We start from the raw sequence: 19,450 nt of genomic DNA on the forward strand, positions 1-19,450 counted from the left end.
GTTAATGTCGTCCGATAAGGAATATAGAAATGGCATTGAAAGACGCCCCTACCTCAGTTCTGCTCGAAAACGTTCTCAGCCTGATCCATCAGAAGTTGCCCAAGAAGAGTGCCTCCCTGGTCGAGTGCTTCGTCGCCAAGTTCTACGGCAACATGGCGAGCACCGATCTGCACGATCGCAATGACAGCGATCTCTATGGCGCCGCGCTCAGCCTGTGGAATGCGCTCAACCAGCGCACCAGCACAGAGCCCTATATCCGGGTCTACAATCCCGAGCTGACCCGCCACGGCTGGCAGTCTCCCCATACCATCGTCGAAATCATCCTGCAGGACTCTCCCTTCCTGGTGGATTCCATCCGCATGGCGCTCAAGCGCCGGGGCATCACGGCGCACATGATGCTGCACCAGCCGCTGCACCTCATTCGCGGCAGTGAAGGCAAGATCAGCGCCATTCTGGATCTGGACAACACGGCCGAACAGACCTCCGTCGAGACAGCCTTCCTCATCGAGATCGATCACCTTACCAGCGAGGAGCAGATGGAAGGGCTGACCGCCGAGCTCAACTCAGTGGCCGGTGAAGTGGCCCTGGCGGTCGGTGACTGGCAGCCCATGCTGGCACGCCTGAACGAGATCATCGACGAGCTGCCCAAACGCAAACACCCGGTCAGCAAGGGCGAGGTAGACTCCTGCGTCGCCTTCCTCAAATGGGTGGCCGCTCACAACTTCACCCTGATGGGCTATCGTCGCTACGACGTCAAGGCGGTGGAGGGGGATCACGAGATCCTGCCACAGCCGGATTCGAGCCTGGGTCTGATGAAAAACTCCATCAAGGATGAGGGGCAGCGCCTGGGCACCATGCCGGCCAGTGCCCGTCACGCGGCCCTGAGCTCCTCCCTGCTGATCCTCACCAAGTCCAACAGCAAATCACGGGTGCATCGCCCGGCCTATGTGGACTACATCGGCATCAAGCGCTTCGACGAACATGGCAAGGTGGTAGGCGAAGATCGCTTCATCGGTCTGTATGCCTCCTCCATCTACAACACCAGCGCGACCCAGATCCCCCTCATCAGCCACCGCCTCGAGCGCATCATGGCCGCCTCCGGTCACGAGAAGGGTTCCCATGCCTACAAGGCGCTGCTGAACGTACTGGAAACCTACCCACGCGATGAGCTGATCCAGGCTCGCGAAGAGGAGCTGCTGGCCACCGGTCTCGGGGTGCTGGAGATGCAGGAGCGCGACATGCTGCGCCTGTTCGTGCGCCGCGACGTCTACGGCCGCTTCTTCTCCTGCATGGTCTATGTCACCAAGGAGCGCTACAACACGGCGCTGCGGGTCAAGACCCAGCAGATCCTGCAGAAGTATTTTGGCAGCAACGAAGAGGTGGAGTTCAACGTCTACTTCACCGAGGGCGTGCTGGCTCGGACCCACTACATAGTGCGGGTCAACAACAACAACGTGGATGTGGATGTGAACGAAGTACAGAACAACCTGATTGAAGCGGCCCGCAGCTGGGATGACCGTCTGGACTCCGTGCTGCTCTCTCACTACGGTGAAGCCCGTGGCAACGAACTGCGCCGCCGTTTCAGCACCGCCTTCCCCCGCGCCTACAAGGAAGACGTGCTGCCGGGTTCCGCCGTGGCCGACATCATGGAGCTGGACAACCTGAGCGAGGCCAATCCGCTCGGCATGCTGTTCTACCGCGCCCAGGAGGAAGAGAACGATCGCCGGGTCCGCCTAAAACTGTTCCACCGCACCGAACCCATCCACCTCTCCGATGTGCTGCCCATGCTGGAAAACATGGGGCTGCGGGTCATCGGCGAAACCCCGTATCAGGTGCGCACCCCGGCGGGCGACATCTTCTGGATCCTCGACTTCTCCATGCTGCTGCATGGGGAGCAGCCGTTCGATCTGGAGCAGAGCCAGCAACGCTTCCAGCAGGCTTTTGCGGCCATCTGGAACAAGCAACTGGAAGATGACGGCTTCAACCGGCTGGTGCTGGGCGCCGGCCTCACCGGTCGTCAGGTATCCGTGCTGCGCGCCTATGCCAAATACATGCGTCAGACCGGCGTCTCCTTCAGCCAGTCCTATATCGAAGAGACCCTGACCCGCTACCCGGATATCGCCCAGCTGCTGTTCACCCTGTTCGAACAGCGCCTGGATCCGGCCGGCAAGCAGGACGCCAAGGTACAGGCCAAGCTGCACGAGCAGCTCGCCGCCAAGCTCGATCAGGTTGCCAACCTGGACGACGATCGCATCATCCGCCGCTATGTGGAGATGATCGACGCCACCCTGCGCACCAACTACTACCAGCTGGACAAGGCGGGCAACATCAAGCCCTACGTCTCCTTCAAGCTGGCCCCCTCCAGCATCACCGACATGCCGTTGCCGCTGCCGAAGTTCGAGATCTTCGTCTACTCGCCGCGGGTGGAAGGGGTGCACCTGCGCTGGGGCAAGGTAGCCCGTGGCGGTCTGCGCTGGTCCGATCGCAAGGAGGACTTCCGTACCGAAGTGTTGGGTCTGGTAAAAGCCCAGCAGGTGAAGAATACCGTCATCGTGCCGGTTGGTGCCAAAGGCGGTTTCTACTGCAAACAGATGCCGGCGGGGGCGCCCCGTGCCGTGATCCAGGAAGAGGGCAAGGCCTGCTATCGCCTGTTCATCCGTGGCCTGCTGGACGTGACCGACAACATCATCGGTGGTGAGGTGATCCCGCCCAAATCCGTGGTGCGTCACGACGAGGATGACTACTACCTGGTCGTGGCCGCCGACAAGGGTACCGCGACCTTCTCCGACATCGCCAACGAGATAAGCCTCGAATACGGCCACTGGCTGGGCGACGCGTTTGCCTCCGGCGGCTCGGTCGGCTATGACCACAAGAAGATGGGCATCACCGCCCGCGGCGCCTGGGAGTCGGTCAAGCGGCACTTCCGTGAGATCGGTGTCAACTGCCAGACCACCGACTTCACCTGCGTCGGCATCGGCGACATGGCCGGCGACGTGTTTGGCAACGGCATGCTGCTCTCCGAGCACACCCAGCTGGTGGGTGCCTTCAACCACATGCACATCTTCGTCGATCCGACCCCCAATGCGGCCAAGAGCTTCGTCGAGCGCAAGCGCCTGTTCGAGCTGCCCGGTTCCAGCTGGGATGACTACAACCGGGAACTGATCTCGGCAGGGGGCGGCATCTTCCTGCGCTCGGCCAAGTCCATCAAGCTGAGCCCCGAGATGCAGACCCTGCTCGGCACCGACAAGGCCAGCATGGCCCCGAACGAGCTGATCAAGGCGCTGCTCTGCCTGAACGTCGATCTGCTGTGGAACGGCGGCATCGGCACCTATGTGAAGAGTGCCCGCGAGAGCGATGCCGAAGTGGGCGATCGCAGCAACGATGTGCTGCGAGTCAACGGTCGCGATCTGCGGGCCCGCATCGTGGGTGAGGGCGGCAACCTGGGCTTCACCCAGCTGGGCCGGGTGGAGTACGCCAGCCAGGGTGGTCGCATCAACACCGACTTCACCGACAACGTGGGCGGGGTGGATTGCTCCGACAACGAGGTGAACATCAAGATCCTGCTGAACCAGCTGGTGGCGGCCGGTGACCTGACCCTCAAACAGCGCAACCAGATGCTCTACGAGATGACCGACGACGTGGCGCAGATTGTCATCACCAACGCCTATCGCCAGTCCCAGTCCATCTCGGTGACCAGTTTCCGCGGCGCCGAGCAGCTCAAGGAGCAGCAGCGCTTCATCCAGGGGCTGGAGCGCGAAGGCAAGCTGGACCGCGGCCTCGAGTTCCTGCCCTCCGACGAGGAGCTCTCCGAGCGGATGGCGGCAGGGCAGGGGCTGACCCGACCCGAACTGGCGGTGCTGGTGGCCTACGGCAAGATGGTGCTCAAAGAGCAGCTCAACTGCCCGGAAGTGACCGACGAGCCCTTCCTCGCCAACATGCTGGTGACCAGCTTCCCGGCCAAGCTGCAGCAGCAGTTCGGTGCGGCGCTTGCCCAGCATCCGCTGCGCGGCGAGATCATCGCGACCCGGGTGGCCAACATGCTGGTCAACGACATGGGGCTCAACTTCGCCAGCCGGATGAAGGACGAGACCGGTGCCTCGGTGGCGGAAGTGGCCTGCTGCTTCGCCATGGCGCGCGAGGTGTTTGGCCTCAACCAGCTGTGGCGCGACATCGAAGAGTGTGACAACCTGGTGGACGCCCAGACCCAGCTCGAACTGATGTTCTACAGCCGTCGCATCGTGCGCCGTGCCACCCGCTGGTTCCTGCGCGCCCGCAACCGCAGCTGGAGCATCAGCGAGAACATTGCCTTCTTCCGTCCGGCCTTCGAGACGCTGGGTCAGCACCTCTACGAGGTGATGGACGAGAGCGAAGTGACCGAGCACCAGCAGGCGGTCGCCGCCCTGGTGGCCAAGCAGGTGCCGGAAGTCATCGCCCGTCAGGTGGCCCACATGAGCAGCCTCTTCTCCAGCCTGGACCTGGCGCAGATTGCCGCGGAGCACAAGACCGACATCCTGCGCGCCGCCAACGTCTACTATCGCCTCGGCGCCAAGCTGGATCTGCACTGGTTCCTCGACCAGATCAATCACCAACCGGTGGGCAACCACTGGCAGGCGATGGCACGGGCCTCCTTCCGCGAAGATCTGGACTGGCAGCAACGCAGTCTCACTTCCGTGGTACTGGAAGGGTGCAAAGATCAGGGAGAATGCGCTACCATACTGGCCGACTGGATTTCGGAGCATGAGCAACTCTTGTCCCGTTGGACCCACATGTTGGCCGACTTTAAGACCACCAGCACTCACGAGTTCGCCAAGTTCTCGGTGGCCTTGCGGGAGTTGAACCTGCTCCAGTTGAATTGCCGAACCTCGGCATAACCCCAAAAGCCCCGGCCAGTTGCCGGGGCTTTTTTTAAGGAGCAAACATGCTGTACCCTCTCGCCAGGCATTTCCTGTTCAAGCTCAATCCGGAACAGGCGCACGATCTCTCCATCAAATATTTGCCCCGCCTTCTCGGTACACCGCTCGATTGTTTCTTCCGCCACTCCCTGCCAAAACGCCCCGTCACCGTCATGGGGCTTTCTTTTGCCAATCCGGTGGGTCTGGCGGCCGGGCTCGACAAGGACGGTGAGTGTATTGATGCCTTCGGGGCCATGGGGTTCGGTTTTATCGAGGTCGGAACTGTCACCCCCAGACCCCAGAGCGGCAATGACAAACCCCGTCTGTTCCGGGTCATTCCGGCCGAGGGGATCATCAACCGGATGGGTTTCAACAACAAAGGGGTCGACCACCTGGTCTCTCAGGTTAAGCAGGCCAAATATCAGGGGGTGATCGGCATCAATATCGGCAAGAACAAGGACACCCCCATCGAGCAGGGCAAGGATGATTATCTGATCTGCATGGACAAGGTGTATGACCACGCCGGTTATATCGCCGTCAATATCTCTTCCCCCAATACCCCTGGGCTGCGTTCGCTGCAATATGGCGAGGCACTGGATGAACTGTTGGCAGCCCTCAAGGTTCGTCAGCAGGAGCTGGCCGCACAATATAAGAAATACGTGCCGCTGGCCGTTAAAATAGCCCCGGACTTGACCCCGGATGAAATTAATCAAGTCGCCGCATCCTTGATAAAAAATGGCATCGATGGCGTGATTGCCACCAATACCACCCTCGAGCGCGACATGATTTATGACATGCCCCATGCCGGTGAAGCGGGGGGACTCAGCGGTCGTCCTCTGCAGCACAAGAGTACCGAGGTGATCCGCCAGCTGGCCAAGGCGCTGAATGGTGCGCTGCCCATTATCGGGGTCGGCGGCATCGACAGCGCCATGGCGGCCCGCGAGAAGCTGGCAGCGGGTGCCAGTCTGGTCCAGATTTATAGCGGTTTTATTTATAAAGGCCCGGATCTGGTCAAAGAGATTGTGACCCATATATAAGAAATAAATCGGTGCCCTTTATTTAAAGTTGCTGAAATTCTCGACATGGAATAAAGTCGAGTAACGACTTCCAGTAAGGGCGCCTCCATGTGTATCCAACCCAATGACAATTGGCAGTGGCATTATGATGCTCATGACGATCGTCTGATGCTGGATTTATCCGACCGCATGATATTTGCCACCGAATATAAAGGGCGGCAATTGGTGCCTAGCTCCTTCACCACCCAGCCGTTTTGTGTGGATGATGCCGCGCTCTATTATCAGCTGATGGACAGGGTGGCAGAACTGGAGTGGAGCGTCCCCCATCAGGTGCAGCTAGTCCTCAATGCCATCGCCGTCAGCCGCTTTTACAAACCCTTGATGCCACAAAGCTGGTTCTTTGGCGAAACCCATCCGGTTATCACTCCGGAAACCGGTGCACTGGTGTGCATGGGCACGCCTCATGGCAAGGGGGAGTTTCTGGTGATTGAAGCCGGCGATCAGGCCAGCGTCTGTTTGAACCTGACCGTCGATCTGATATTGACCACCAGCAAGACACTACCCCGGTTTGGCGTCATCAAGGTGATGAACAATCGCATGAGCCCAAGACCCGCGGCTCAGGCGCAATATCGCCAAGTCGGTTGATATATTCCCGCATAACGTTACCTGCCCTCTGAAGAGGGCAACTGACAATAGACTGCCAGTTGTCATCACTTTCATTTCCATTCTGAACCTGGTCTGAACGTTAACAAGGCCGAACGATATTTAATTTAATCGTTGACCGTTGTGGCCGGTGGAAATGTGAACTGTGCCACTTGAGGCTTTTCCATAAACTACGTAATCTCAAAATGCGAGTGTAATAATGTGCGTGTATCTGGTTGATACGTGTAAGTAGCATGATCAAGGAAATGACTCATGAAAATAAACAAGTATCTATTGGCCAGCAGTCTATTCCTTCTCCCCTTGACTACCTCGGCGGCAGAAGATTTGTCAGTTCTCATCTATGGAGCATCAATACACAGCGGGTGTGAGAAGGCCAAAGGGCCACACGGGAAGACTTGTGACTTCAACAATATCAACCCTGGTTTGGGCGTTGACTGGGTATTCTTGGGGGATCAGGATACCGGCAAGCTCTCATTGCGTGGTGGGGCTTATGAAGACTCTTATGAAAAATTGGCAGCATTTGCCGGCTTTATGTACCGCAAGGAGTGGTATTTGACCGAGAGCTTCTTTGCTGGTCTCGGGTTACAGGCCGGCTATCTTGATGGCTCTGGCATGAATGGCTTCGCCGTGCTGCCCGTTGTCAGCCTGGGTTACAAGAATGTAGCATTGGAAATAGGATACGCTCCCAAGATGGACCACGTCCCCGGCAGAAAACATGCTGCAGTGACTTCATTTGGTTTGCGCTGGGCAATTTAAGGCAGACAGACCCGCATCAAGCGGGTCTTTTCATTTTACGTTATCTTGTTTGTCATCTGGATATCCGCTTGTCGCGGTCAATAGCGTCAAATACAGGAAGTTACTTTTTCATTCTGGCGCCAGTGAATAAAGACCAATAAAAATGCCCTCACGTCAATTTGAGGCGAGGGCGACAAACACACACTACAGGAGGAATAAGCTGTTGTATCAACAACACGGGACTATTCTAAAACCTGTAGTTTCTCTTGAAACCTGATAGATATGACAGGCGGGGCAATGTCGGCATAAACGGGGAGGGGATGTAAAAAAATAGCCCTCCCGTTTACGGACGATAACGGGAGGGCAAAGCACGGGGTTTACAGAAAGGACTTGCTCTGTCGTGAAGAATAATACCTATTTGAGTTTTGTTTGACTCCTGTCAAATGTGGCAATTTAGAATAGGGCGAGAGGAATAATATATATCCGGATAACGGATCAAGACTTGCTCGCAAAATAGCCGATGCTGCTTTTGGTGCCATCACTCGCATTGGCGTTGCGTGTGCTGTCGTTACGGAGTCACTCGCTTGTCATCAATGTCACCATTACCGGCCTTCATCCCGTGCAGGCGCAACCACAGCCTCAGGGTCAACTGCGCGCTCTTTATGCAGACATGCCCAAGCTTTTGCTGCTCCGGATCGCCGCTTAAGGTATAATGCGGCACTATTTTTATGGCTTCCCCGTGAGCGTGATGAAAGAATTTTTTGCAACCTGCCCCAAGGGGCTGGAAAACCTGTTGGCCGTCGAGCTGACCAATCTGGGTGCAGAGCAGGTCCGCGAGACCGTGGCCGGCGTCCATTTCTGCGGCGAGCTGGCCATCGGTTACAAGGCCTGTCTGTGGAGCCGTTTCGCCTCCCGCATCGTGCTGGTGCTCTCCGAGTTCCAGATGAACGACGATCTGGACCTCTATCTGGGCGCCCATACCATTCCCTGGGAAGAGCACTTCTCCGGCACCGCCACCATAGCGGTGGATTTCACCGGTACCAATGCCTCCATTCGCAACACCCAGTACGGCGCGCTCAAGATCAAGGACGCCATCGTCGATCGCTTCACCAAGCGTGGTCATGTGCGCCCGGACGTGGACAAGAAATCCCCGGACATTCGCATCATGGCCCATCTGGGCAAGGGCAAGGCCAATATCACGCTGGACTTGTCAGGCCCCGCGCTGCACCAGCGCTTCTATCGTCAGGGCACCGGTGAGGCACCGCTCAAAGAGAACCTGGCCGCGGCCATGATTGCCCGTAGCGGCTGGGCCGGCGAGCCCATGATGGACCCCATGTGCGGTTCCGGTACCCTGCTGATTGAAGCGGCCTTTATCGCCGCCGATATGGCGCCGGCCCTGCGCCGGGAGCGCTTCGGTTTCGATCGCTGGCTGCAACATGACAGCGAACTGTGGCAGAGCCTGATGATGGAGGCGCAAGTGCGCGCCAAACGCGGCATGCAGCGCTGCGAGGTGAAGCTGTTCGGTTGTGATGCCGACTCCCGCGTGCTGCTCAAAGCCCGTGACAACGCCAAAGCCGCCGGCGTGGCCCATCTCATCACCTTCAAACAGGCCGATGCGACCGCCCTGGAAAACCCGCTGCCCATGGCGGCGGAAGGGGAGACCCGTCAGGTCGGCATGCTCATTTCCAACCCGCCCTATGGCGAGCGTCTCGGTGAGTTCCCGGCGCTGCTGGAAGTGCACCAGGCCCTTGGCGATGCCCTGCGTCGCAGCTTCCAAGGGTGGAAAGTCTCGATCCTTTCTGCCTCCCCCGAGCTGCTCAGCTGTCTGCGCCTGCGCGCCGACAAGCAATATCGCCTGTTCAACGGGGCGCTCGAGTGTCAGCTGCGCAACTACCAGATCGCGCTGGACTCCGTGGCCTCCCAAAAAGAGGTGGCGCAGGACTTTGCCAACCGTCTGCGCAAGAATCTGAAGGCCCTCGAGAAGTGGGCGAAGAAAGAGAACCTCGACTGCTACCGTCTCTACGACGCCGATCTGCCGGAGTACAACGCCGCCATCGACCGCTATCAGGACTACCTGGTGGTGCAGGAGTACGCGGCGCCCAAGGATATCCCCGCCCAGAAGACCCGTCAGCGCCTGCTCGACATGGTACAGGCCGCCATCAAGGTGACCGGCATGGATGGCGAGAAGGTGATCCTGAAGGTGCGCGAGCGTCAGGAAGGCAAACAGCAGTACCAGAAGCTCTCCGAAGAGCAGCACCGGATGGAGGTGCAGGAGTACGGTGCCCGTCTGTGGGTCAATCTCTATGACTATCTGGATACCGGCCTGTTCCTCGACCACCGTCAGACCCGCCGCATGCTGGGGGAGATGGCCCGTGGCAAGCGCTTCCTGAATCTCTTTGCCTACACCGGCAGTGCCACCGTGCACGCGGGTCTGGGCGGTGCCAGCGAAACCACCACGGTGGACATGTCGCGCACCTACCTGAACTGGGCGCAGGACAACATGCGCCTCAACTCGCTGGTGGGCCGCGAACACAAGTTCGTGCAGGCGGACTGCCTGAAGTGGCTCTCCGAGGCGGACGAGCAGTACGACCTCATCTTCATCGATCCGCCCACCTTCTCCAACTCCAAGCGGATGGATGAGAGCTTCGACGTACAGCGCGATCACCTGTTGCTGATGCAGCACCTCAAGCGCCTGCTGGCCGCTGGTGGCACCCTGGTGTTCTCCAACAACAAGCGCCACTTCAAGATGGATCTGGCCGGTCTCGAGGCCATCGGTCTCAAGGCCCAGAACATCACCGGCAAGACCCGGCCGAAGGATTTCGAGCGCAACCAGCATATCCACAACTGCTGGATCATCACCCATGCCGAGGCTCAAGGCTGATGCTGACCCTGACCCTGTTTCACACCGACGGCTGCCACCTGTGCGAACAGGCCTGGGCGCTGGTGGAGCAGGCCGGCCTTGCCGGCAGGACCCGCCGCTGCGACATCCTGGATGACGCCGACTGGCTCGAGGCCTACCGGGTGCGCATTCCGGTCGTGCGCGACGAGGCCGGGCGTGAACTGGGTTGGCCCTTTACCCTGGCGGAGCTGCAAGCGTGGCTTGCCGCCCGGGAGTAGTGGGCGATTTGACGATGAAACGGGGGGAGACTCAGTCTGCCGCCCGTTTTTTCATTAGCAAGAAGGAACAAGAATGGCTCTTTTGACATTGCACGGCGCTTCCCTGTCGTTCAGTGATTTTCCGCTGCTCGACCAGGCCGAGCTCACCATCGAGCGGGGCGAGCGCCTCTGTCTGGTGGGGCGCAACGGGGCGGGCAAGTCCACCCTGATGAAGGTGATCGCCGGCGAACTGCCGCTCGATGACGGCCGCTTGGTACTGCAGCAAGACTTGAAAGTGACCCGCCTCGAGCAGGATCCCCCCGCCTCGAGCGAGCTCACCGTGTTTGACTACGCCGCCGAAGGGCTGGCCGGGGTAGGGGAGCTGCTCAAGCAGTATCACCATATCTCCATGGAGCTGGCACACGATGCCTCCGATGCCAACATTCGCAAGATGAGCCAGCTGCAGGAGCAGCTCGACTACCAGAATGGCTGGCAGTTCGAGACCCGCATCAACCAGGTGCTGACCCTGCTCGGTCTGGATCCCGACGTGACCCTCGACAGCCTCTCCGGCGGTTGGCTGCGCAAGGTGGCCCTGGCCCGCGCGCTGGCCTGCGATCCGGATCTGCTGCTGCTGGACGAGCCGACCAACCACCTGGACATCGATGCCATCAACTGGCTGGAAGAGTTTCTCAAGGATTTTCGCGGTGCCATCGTCTTCATCTCCCACGACCGGGAGTTCATCCACAAGCTGGCGACCCGGATCATCGATCTGGATCGCGGCGTGATCACCTCCTGGCCCGGCAACTATGACGAGTACCTGCAGGGCAAGGAGGAGTGGCTGCGGGTCGAGGAGCTGAAAAATGCCGAGTTCGATCGCAAGCTGGCCCAGGAAGAGGTGTGGGTGCGCCAGGGGATCAAGGCCCGCCGTACCCGCAACGAGGGACGAGTGCGAGCCCTCAAGGCGATGCGCATGGAGCGGACCCAGCGCCGTGAGCTGCAGGGCAAGGCCAAGCTGCAGCTGGACGAGGCGGGCCGCTCCGGCAAGCTGGTATTTGAAAGTGAAGGCTTGGGTCTCGACTTTGGCGATCGCACCCTGTTTCAGGGGCTGGATCTGCAGGTGCTGCGTGGCGACAAGATTGCGCTGGTCGGCCCCAACGGCTGTGGCAAGTCGACCCTGATCAAGCTGCTGCTCGGCCAGCTTGAGGCAACTCGCGGCTCGGTGCGGCAGGGCACCAACCTGGAAGTGGCTTACTTCGATCAGTACCGCGAACAGCTCGACCCCGAGAAGACGGTGGTGGACAACGTGGGCGAAGGCAAGCAGGAGGTGATGGTGCGCGGCCGCTCCCGTCACATCCTCGGCTACCTGCAGGACTTCCTGTTTGAGCCAAAACGGGCACGCACCCCGGTGAAAGCCTTGTCAGGGGGCGAAAAAAACCGTTTACTGTTGGCCAAATTGTTCTTGAAGCCCAGTAATTTACTGATCCTCGATGAACCAACCAACGACCTGGATGTCGAAACGCTGGAACTGCTGGAAGAGCTGCTGGCGGACTATCCCGGTACCCTGCTGCTGGTGAGCCACGATCGTCGTTTCATCGACAATACCGTGACCGGTTGCTGGTTGTTTGAAGGGGATGGGCGGATCAGTGATTATGTGGGGGGCTATGCCGACATGATGGCCACCCGTGCCCAGCAGCAGTCTCAGCTGGCCGCACAGCCGGCGGCGAAGCAGCCCCAGAGCAAGGCGCCAGAGCCTGTCGTGACGCAGGCGACGGTCGCGGCAAAACAGAAGAAACTCTCTTACAAGTTGCAGCTGGAGCTGGATAATCTGCCAGCCCGGCTGGAACAGCTGGAGGCGGAGCTGGATGCCCTGCAGACGGAGATCAACCACCCCGGTTTCTTCTCCCTGCCTGCGGAGCAAACCCAGACCAAACTGGATGCCCTGAATGCCGCAGAGGCGGCATTGGAACAAGCCTTCTCCCGCTGGGAGGAGTTGGAAGCGTTGAAACATCAGGACTAAGGAAGTAGATGAAAAAGCAATTATCCATGCTGGCCATTCTGGTCAGCGCCAGCCTGAACGCCCAGGCGGCACAAAGTCCCTTTTTCACCATTGTCGATGCGTCCGACAAGGGTTACGCCAGCGGGATCAGCGGCGACGGCAACGGGCTCATCGGGATCAACACCAAGAACAACATGGCCGAACACTTCTCGACCGTGCGTTTCGCCGACTTCCTGGTTGACCGCTTCCGCTTCGAGCAGGGTTGCATGCTCTCCAACTCGGTCTGCAACTCCTTCTGGAACGACAACAGCAACTTCGCCTACCAGTGGCGTCGTGACTTCCTCGACGGTGTCGATCAGCGCAACAACGTAGGCTATGTGCAGTTGGGCGAGACCGACGGCCTGGTGACCGCGCTGGGTGATGTACCCGGCACCCGGGCGGGCTACAAGATGAGTGGCAAGGTGCGTACCGCCTTTGCCGTGGTTGAGGAGGGCAACCCCGTCGAGCTGAAAGATGGCGCCGGTACTCACAGCCTGAGTGTGCCGACCAGCATCAAGAAGCTGGACAACGGCCAGTATCTGGTGACCGGTACCGCTGCCACCGGCAAGAACATCGCCGTCAACTCCGAAACCTACAACTGGTGCTTTGCCGGTAACGACGGCCAGTACGGTGACTACCGCTACTGCCCGGGCCTCAACACCCAGGCGAGCTTCTGGCTGGTCAACAGTACCGGTACCTTCAACAAGTTGCTGCAGGCCAACGAGTATGCCCGGGGCCGCAACGAAGTGGTGCAGACCGCTTCCGCGCTCGGCGTGGGCAAATTTAACGGCACACTGTATGGGGTAGGGTACTCCTCCACCGGCGAGATCGGCACCAACTACCTGGATGGCCGCAACCTGGCCGCCTACTGGACACTGGATCTGGATGGCAGCAAGGTGGGCACCACCCAGATCATCCCGCTGGCAGAAGGCGAGCCCGGCAAGGATGACGCCAAGCTGCAACACAGCTGGGCCGTGGGGGTCAACGACAACGGTTATGTGGTCGGCAACCAGCTCTATCGTATCAACAAGGGCCAGAACCGCCCGGTGGAGATGTTCGTGTTCAACCTGAACACGCCGACCACCAACGCCGTGGTCTCCCTGCAGGACAAGCCGCTCAGCGGCTCCGGCTCGGAAGCGGCCGCCATCAACAACCACAACATGGTGGTTGGCTGGCGTGATTCCCGCCATCAGACCCAACCCGTGGTCAACGGCACCAACCGCATGCAGGAAGGCTTCCTGCTCAACGCGGCGACCGGCAACAACTGGTACCTGAACGATCTCATCTGTGGTCTGGATGATGCGGGTGCCAAGCAGTGTGCCCAGAACGGTTACTACTATCACATCGCTTATGCCAGCGGCATCAGCGAGAATGGGACTGTGGCCGCGACCGCCTATCGCTACAACAGCGAGAGCGATCTGAACAACCGCACCAACGCTACCGTGGTCAGCGTCAAGCTGGCACCGGTCGTGACCGACTACAAGAACAACGATCCGGCCGGTTATGTGGTCGCCAACGCACCGGTCAACAACCAGACCGGTCAGGATGGTGGCAGCGGTGGTGGCAGCCTGTTCTGGTTGACTCTGCTGGCCCTGCCATTCGCCTGGCTGCGCCGTTTCCAGCGCTAAAAAGTTGTGTCACTAAAAATTAATGCGGTTCAGTGTCTTGTGTCACAATGAGCGGATAGCATGAAATTTTTTGTTTGACCCTGCCAACCCCCTGGGGTAAAGATGAAAGCGACCGATGAAAAATTGGTCGCTTTTTTTGTTCCACGGAAGAGGGTCGTAGATGATGAAGAGACAAAAACGGGACCGTCTGGAAAGAGCTCGTGCTCGTGGTTATCAGGCTGGCGTGGTCGGCAAACAGAAAGAAGCGTGTCCGTATCAATGCCTGGATGCACGTGGGCACTGGCTTGGTGGTTGGCGTGATGCCATGGAAGGGCGGGGCTCAGGCCTCTTCATGAAGTAGTCGGTACTTCATCACACATTGCAAAAAGGAAAGGGGCCATGGCGGCCCCTTTACGTTGTGTGGTCTGACCAGGTGGTCAGTCAGCTCATCAGAATGCGGTGGTGTCCTTGAACAGGCCCACTTTCAGGTCGGTGGCGCTGTAGATGGGGCGACCATCCACTTCCACCACGCCATCGGCAATTCCCATCACCAACTTGCGATTGATGACGCGCTTGAAGGTGATCTTGTAGGTTACTTTCTTGGCAGTCGGCAGGATTTGACCGGTGAATTTCACCTCGCCAACCCCCAGTGCACGGCCTTTGCCGGGGCCGCCTTTCCAGCCGAGGAAGAAACCAACCAGCTGCCACATGGCATCCAGACCGAGACAGCCAGGCATGACGGGGTCACCCGGGAAGTGGCAATCGAAGAACCAGAGATCCGGTGTGATATCGAGTTCTGCCAGGATCTCGCCTTTACCGTGCTCACCACCATGGTCATTGATCTTGACGATGCGATCCATCATCAACATGTTGGGGGCGGGCAGCTGGCTGTTGCCCTCACCAAACAGCTCGCCACGGCTGCAGGCGAGCAGCTCTTCACGGGTAAACGAGTCTTTGCCTTGTTCACACAGGGAAAGGCGGGCATCAATGGTGGAATTGTCTACGGTCACGCTGGTTATCCTTAAAATGGGTCAAAGCGGGGCCAATTTAGCGTACAGATGTTCGCTAAACAACTCCGATCACTTCGTTTATACCCCGAACAGCCTGCCAAACAGGCGGCGCAGCACGCCCCCCTTGACGGCCTCGGTGCCGTTGAGCTCATCCAGGCGCTGCTGGATGCGGCCAAACAGGGTATCCGGCATGTCCGGCTCACCTGCAACACAACCAGTCAGCAGCTCGATGGCCTCTTCCACATGATCCACCGGGTGGATATGGAACTGGCCGGCCTCTACTGCCGCGATCACTTCATCAGAGAGGTTGAGCTGCTGGGCGTTGGTACCGGGCAGCAGGATCCCCTGTTTGCCGGTGAGGCCGTGGATCTTGCACACCCGGAAGAAGCCCTCGATCTTCTCGTTGACGCCGCCGACGGCCTGCACGTTGCCAAACTGGTCGACCGCGCCGGTAACCGCAAAGTGCTGGTAGATAGGCTGGCGGGCGAGGGCGGAGAGCAGGGCACACAGACCGGTCAGAGACGCGCTGTCACCATCGATTTCATGGTAGGACTGTTCGAACACCAGGTTGGCCGACAGCGGGGAGGGGTTTTCGGCACCAAATTTGTTGGAGAGATAACCGTGAATGATCATCATCGCCTTGGCGTGGATATGACCCGCCAGCTCCGCCTTGCGCTCGATGTCCGCCACGTCACCGTCACCCAGATGGACGGTGGCGGTGAGGCGCACCGGCTCGCCGAAATCATAGGGGTGCCCTGAGACCTGAATGACGGAGAGACCGTTGATCTGACCCACTTCCTCACCATCGGTCTGCAGCAGGATCTGGCCGTCGATGACCCCTTGATCGGACTGCTCGACCAGGTAGTTGAGCCGGTAATCCTGCTCTTCCAGTGCCCCGCGGATGTGCTCGTCGGTGACGACGTCCGCTTCCAGCTCACGTGCCAGGCTGTCGGCCATGCGCATGATGGCTGAGAGCTGCACCTCGGAGAGGGAGAGCCACTCCTGATGATCACAGAGCCGGCTGGCATGGCGGCAGAGGGCTGCAAGGGCGGCCGGCGTGAAGTCCAGCAGGTTCCAGCGCTCGCGCAGCCAGGCCAGATATTGCAGATAGTCAGGCAGCTCCTCTTCGATGTTCACCTCGGAGACCAAGTCCGCGCGCAGGAAGATGCGCTCCGACATGTCTCTGTCCAGCATCTGGAACTCGGCTACATCGAGCCGGTCACCAACCAGGATCAGCTTGAGCTTGATGGGGGTGGCTTCCGGTGTGAAGAAGGGGGTGAGGGTCTTGCCTTCCTGATAGGCGTTCCAGTCCAGCTCGCCTTTTTGCATCGCGTTTTTGAGCTTGAACCAGAGGTGGGGCTGATCCAGCAGCTCATCCAGCTGCAGGATCAGGTAGCCACCGTTGGCCTGACGCAGCAGGCCTGGTTCCAGCAGGTGCTGGTTGGCATAGACGGAGCCTTGCTCGGTCTGGTAGTTGATGGAGCCGAACAGGGTGTCCCAGTTGAGATCGCGGCCATACACCACGGGGGCTTCCTGCTCTTCATGGTGGATCAGCAGGTTGATGAGGACCGGGTGCTGAAATTCGAGCCCTTGTGCCACATGGGCGGCCAGATCGGAGAGAAAATCATCGATCTTGGGATCATTGTTCTGCTTGCGCATGATGCGGGTGACCAGACGCTCGGCATCCAGATGGTGGCTCATCAACTTGAGCAGTTCACCGACCATTTCACAAAACTCGATGCCGGTACCGGGTTGCAGGCGCAGCCAGATGGGTTTGAACGGATTGTTCAGGTTTTCCGTGTAGCAGAGATCGAACAGGTCGCCATCCTTGCCATTGGAGGCGGCGATCAGCGTCTGGCAGACATCTTCATAGTCGACCCCGGGGAAACCGTTGAGCAGCATGACCGGGCAGTCGCCATCAAAACTGGCGAGACGCTTGATGCCGGAGATGGCCCTGGGTTGCAGCGCGGCAAACGGAATGGGTTCGAGCTCGCTGAGGGCAGGAAACTGTTCAATCGCAAAAGCAGGTTTTAATTGTTCTGATGTTAATTCAGCCACTTAAGACATCCGGTCGGAGATAGGATCAATTGTTGCCATTATACACAGTTCAATAAGTGGTAACAGGAAACAAGATATTTCATTTAACATAATATACATTATGCGCGGTTAGGTCATGCCCGTGGCTAGGGGCCAGAAACACCGCTGCCGCAAGGGCTACAGCCGTGCCGGCTCCTTTGGTGTACTTCGCCAGGATGTCGTACCAGGCCTTTTTCAGCTCGGGATCCGTCTCTCTGACAGCAGCCAGGCTTAACAGGACTTCCTGCACGTCCAGGCCGATTTCTTGGGCCAGTCTTTTTGCAGTGGCATCAGTAAGTTGCACCTTGCCAGTGGTCAAGCTGGAGATGTGCGACTTGGTAAAACCTAGCTCTGCGGCGACTTGCTGGTACTGGCTAAAGTTTTTGGCTCTCATGTAGGCCTGAATCAGTGCTTTAGAGTCCATTTGACTGTCTCCTGACTTTTTCGAGTGGGCATATAACACACCTATTAGGGCTAAAAGTCACCCGTTGTTAGTTAGATTTAGTTCTGATTCAATCCAGTCAGTTCATAATAAATCTGACCGACCTATGACCCACTGTAGCCCACAAAACCAGGATTTGCCGGCGCTCACCGAGCGCAAGGTCTACTGGCAAGCAGAGCCCACCGGCGATGTTTCCGCCTGTGTGGCCGGTCAGGTCGAGATGTTCCGCGACCTGCACGAGATGCGGATCTATCTGTCCATGACGTACCCCGATACCGCCTTTGAGCTGGTCGAGGTGACCGAGGATACATGGCAAGGCTTCTATGACCAGGGAGTGTTTTTCGATGACTGGTCATAGCGCCGTGATGCCGATAAATAGCGTTATCGGCAACAAAACCCTGATCGACTATCTGTCGTTTACCTGGGCGCCGACCGAACTGCGCCAGATGACCGAGCTGGCCAAGCAAGGCGCTTTGCTCAAGGCCATCCCGCGCTTCGAGACCCAGAGCAAGGCCATTCAGGCTGCCTTTGCCGCCCAGCCGGTCGAGGGCCTGCGCTATCTGTGGAAGCGCCCTGTCGGGTTCGCTCCCCTCACCCGCTTCGACAAGGTGACTGAGCGCCTCTATGACAAAGCCGAGCGCCAGCAGCCTGCCGCCTCCCCTGCCCCTGCACGGGTCTTTGACAAGGCCACTGAGCGGTTGAGTCTCAAGGGTGTGGCCAAGGCCCCTGCCCCGGTGCTGACGCCTTCCATGACCGACATGATGGAACGTGCCCTGCACTCCGGCTACCAGTCCCGCGCCGACATGCGCCAGGAGCTCAAAGCCGTCTGCGCTGACCTGCTCAAGTTCTCCCAGTTCGAGGTGGTCGAGGGTGCCAAGTATTGGGAGGCCTATAACGACCTTATCGACTGCTACGGCGTCCAGTTCCTGGATGCCCTCTGCTGCAACGAGATCGAGCTGTGGCTGGAAGAACTCAATACCCGCATCGGTGTCCCTATCCCCGAGCCGCGCTTTACCATGCGCCCTCGCCGCTCCGGTCTGCACGGTTACGCCAACTCGGCTGACCTGCTGTGTGACGGGATGCCCTGCGGGCTGATTGGTTGGGGTGCGGCTAACCATGGCTGTATGGTGAGTTTTTCCGGTGTGGGTTGTGCGGCCCTCGATTTCCAGGCTTTGCACTCCGTTATCTCTCACGTGCCAGGTCTGCGCATTACTCGAGTGGATCTTGCCCTGGATGACTACAGCGGCAAACACATCACTTACCAGGGCGCGATAGCCGGCGCCGAAGCCGGCGAGTTTCACCCGCAGCGTGGCCGTGCGCCTTCCTGGATGAAAATTGAATCGGGCGAGTTCGTGATCACCGAGGTGGCCAAGGGCATCGCCAAGCGTTTCGGCATGGTGCCGAGCAAGGGTTGCTCTTTCTACGTGGGCAGCCGTATCAACGGCAAGTGTGCGCGGATATATGAGAAAGGCAAACAGATGCAATCGGCCGAGTTCCCAAACTGGGTACGCGCCGAAGGCGAATTACACAATAAGGATAGAGTCATTCCGCTGGATGTCCTGGTAAACCCTGACCCTTATTTTGCGGGGATGTATCCGCAATTTGCCAAATGGCTGGATGCGGTTTGCCAGGAAGAAATAACACCGGTACGTGTGACCACCTTTAAGAATAAATTCAAAACGTCCAGGGACAACGCCGTATTTAATATGTCCAGAATGGCCGGCCGCCTTGTCAATTGGTTAGCAAACATCGAGGGGCTATCCCCTGAGAAGATTGTTAACCAATTAACAGCGCACCTGGAAGAAACCGATATTCCAGCGCGGTTAAGAATGCCAGTTCCTCCTGACCTGGACGAACTGCCATTATTTTCGACCTAAC

Annotated in this window: 14 protein-coding genes; 11 read left to right on the plus strand and 3 right to left on the minus strand. The window is 58.7% G+C overall.

Annotated elements, in window-relative coordinates:
- Nucleotides 1-29 precede the first annotated feature (29 nt).
- The 9 genes from ACB031_RS01735 (at nucleotide 30) to rmf (ending at nucleotide 14,405) form a co-directional block, all read left to right on the plus strand.
- A complete protein-coding gene (locus tag ACB031_RS01735; RefSeq protein ID WP_371138878.1) occupies nucleotides 30-4,871 on the plus strand; it encodes an NAD-glutamate dehydrogenase in 4,842 nt (1,613 codons plus the stop codon).
- Nucleotides 4,872-4,918: 47 nt separating this feature from the next.
- Nucleotides 4,919-5,929, plus strand: a complete 1,011-nt coding sequence (gene pyrD, locus ACB031_RS01740; RefSeq protein ID WP_042006721.1) for a quinone-dependent dihydroorotate dehydrogenase — start codon at nucleotides 4,919-4,921, stop codon at nucleotides 5,927-5,929.
- Between the two features lie 87 nt (nucleotides 5,930-6,016).
- Nucleotides 6,017-6,553 (plus strand): cell division protein ZapC, encoded by a 537-nt coding sequence (locus ACB031_RS01745; protein WP_371138879.1) that lies wholly within the window; start codon nucleotides 6,017-6,019, stop codon nucleotides 6,551-6,553.
- Nucleotides 6,554-6,823: 270 nt separating this feature from the next.
- A complete protein-coding gene (locus tag ACB031_RS01750; RefSeq protein ID WP_124249443.1) occupies nucleotides 6,824-7,327 on the plus strand; it encodes a hypothetical protein in 504 nt (167 codons plus the stop codon).
- Nucleotides 7,328-8,018: 691 nt separating this feature from the next.
- Nucleotides 8,019-10,187 carry a bifunctional 23S rRNA (guanine(2069)-N(7))-methyltransferase RlmK/23S rRNA (guanine(2445)-N(2))-methyltransferase RlmL gene (rlmKL, locus tag ACB031_RS01755; protein WP_005300816.1) on the plus strand — a complete coding sequence of 723 codons (2,169 nt, stop codon included), beginning with the start codon at nucleotides 8,019-8,021 and terminating at the stop codon, nucleotides 10,185-10,187.
- A complete protein-coding gene (locus ACB031_RS01760) occupies nucleotides 10,187-10,423 on the plus strand; it encodes a glutaredoxin family protein (protein ID WP_041202601.1) in 237 nt (78 codons plus the stop codon). Before rlmKL ends, ACB031_RS01760 begins: the two co-directional genes overlap by 1 nt.
- A 73-nt stretch (nucleotides 10,424-10,496) precedes the next feature.
- Nucleotides 10,497-12,419, plus strand: a complete 1,923-nt coding sequence (locus ACB031_RS01765; RefSeq protein ID WP_117403747.1) for an ABC transporter ATP-binding protein — start codon at nucleotides 10,497-10,499, stop codon at nucleotides 12,417-12,419.
- Between the two features lie 8 nt (nucleotides 12,420-12,427).
- Entirely contained in the window at nucleotides 12,428-14,065 is a 1,638-nt protein-coding gene (locus tag ACB031_RS01770) for a DUF3466 family protein (protein WP_017788056.1), read from the plus strand.
- 160 nt (nucleotides 14,066-14,225) lie between these two features.
- The gene (rmf, locus tag ACB031_RS01775; protein WP_005315693.1) at nucleotides 14,226-14,405 is read left to right on the plus strand and encodes a ribosome modulation factor; all 180 of its coding nucleotides are present in this window, start codon (nucleotides 14,226-14,228) and stop codon (nucleotides 14,403-14,405) included.
- Nucleotides 14,406-14,493: 88 nt separating this feature from the next.
- Here rmf and fabA read toward each other — a convergent pair whose 3' ends face one another.
- The 3 genes from fabA to ACB031_RS01790 form a co-directional block, all read right to left on the minus strand.
- Entirely contained in the window at nucleotides 14,494-15,054 is a 561-nt protein-coding gene (fabA, locus tag ACB031_RS01780; RefSeq protein ID WP_005300828.1) for a 3-hydroxyacyl-[acyl-carrier-protein] dehydratase FabA, read from the minus strand.
- 78 nt (nucleotides 15,055-15,132) lie between these two features.
- Complete coding sequence (locus tag ACB031_RS01785) at nucleotides 15,133-17,112, minus strand: Lon protease family protein (protein WP_005300832.1); 1,980 nt, start codon at nucleotides 17,110-17,112, stop codon at nucleotides 15,133-15,135.
- Between the two features lie 79 nt (nucleotides 17,113-17,191).
- Nucleotides 17,192-17,554: a helix-turn-helix domain-containing protein gene (locus ACB031_RS01790; protein WP_258117617.1), complete on the minus strand. Its 363-nt coding sequence runs from the start codon at nucleotides 17,552-17,554 to the stop codon at nucleotides 17,192-17,194.
- A 124-nt stretch (nucleotides 17,555-17,678) separates the two neighbouring features.
- Here ACB031_RS01790 and ACB031_RS01795 point away from each other — a divergent pair, with 124 nt between their 5' ends.
- Nucleotides 17,679-17,930 (plus strand): hypothetical protein, encoded by a 252-nt coding sequence (locus tag ACB031_RS01795; RefSeq protein WP_042889029.1) that lies wholly within the window; start codon nucleotides 17,679-17,681, stop codon nucleotides 17,928-17,930.
- Nucleotides 17,917-19,449, plus strand: a complete 1,533-nt coding sequence (locus ACB031_RS01800) for a replication initiation factor domain-containing protein (RefSeq protein WP_045526538.1) — start codon at nucleotides 17,917-17,919, stop codon at nucleotides 19,447-19,449. The genes ACB031_RS01795 and ACB031_RS01800 overlap by 14 nt, the downstream gene beginning before the upstream one ends.
- Nucleotide 19,450 lies beyond the last annotated feature (1 nt).

It is taken from the genome of Aeromonas sp. S8(2024) (genome assembly GCF_041403085.1).
In the GTDB taxonomy this organism is placed as follows: domain Bacteria; phylum Pseudomonadota; class Gammaproteobacteria; order Enterobacterales; family Aeromonadaceae; genus Aeromonas; species Aeromonas dhakensis.

What these genes read in the sequence shown, in the direction of transcription:
- ACB031_RS01735 (WP_371138878.1), top strand. Translation starts at nt 30, where the DNA reads ATGGCATTGAAAGACGCCCCTACCTCAGTTCTGCTCGAAAACGTTCTC.
- pyrD (WP_042006721.1), top strand. Translation starts at nt 4,919, where the DNA reads ATGCTGTACCCTCTCGCCAGGCATTTCCTGTTCAAGCTCAATCCGGAA.
- ACB031_RS01745 (WP_371138879.1), top strand. Translation starts at nt 6,017, where the DNA reads ATGTGTATCCAACCCAATGACAATTGGCAGTGGCATTATGATGCTCAT.
- ACB031_RS01750 (WP_124249443.1), top strand. Translation starts at nt 6,824, where the DNA reads ATGAAAATAAACAAGTATCTATTGGCCAGCAGTCTATTCCTTCTCCCC.
- rlmKL (WP_005300816.1), top strand. Translation starts at nt 8,019, where the DNA reads ATGCGGCACTATTTTTATGGCTTCCCCGTGAGCGTGATGAAAGAATTT.
- ACB031_RS01760 (WP_041202601.1), top strand. Translation starts at nt 10,187, where the DNA reads ATGCTGACCCTGACCCTGTTTCACACCGACGGCTGCCACCTGTGCGAA.
- ACB031_RS01765 (WP_117403747.1), top strand. Translation starts at nt 10,497, where the DNA reads ATGGCTCTTTTGACATTGCACGGCGCTTCCCTGTCGTTCAGTGATTTT.
- ACB031_RS01770 (WP_017788056.1), top strand. Translation starts at nt 12,428, where the DNA reads ATGAAAAAGCAATTATCCATGCTGGCCATTCTGGTCAGCGCCAGCCTG.
- rmf (WP_005315693.1), top strand. Translation starts at nt 14,226, where the DNA reads ATGATGAAGAGACAAAAACGGGACCGTCTGGAAAGAGCTCGTGCTCGT.
- ACB031_RS01790 (WP_258117617.1), bottom strand. Translation starts at nt 17,554, where the DNA reads ATGGACTCTAAAGCACTGATTCAGGCCTACATGAGAGCCAAAAACTTT.
- ACB031_RS01795 (WP_042889029.1), top strand. Translation starts at nt 17,679, where the DNA reads ATGACCCACTGTAGCCCACAAAACCAGGATTTGCCGGCGCTCACCGAG.
- ACB031_RS01800 (WP_045526538.1), top strand. Translation starts at nt 17,917, where the DNA reads ATGACTGGTCATAGCGCCGTGATGCCGATAAATAGCGTTATCGGCAAC.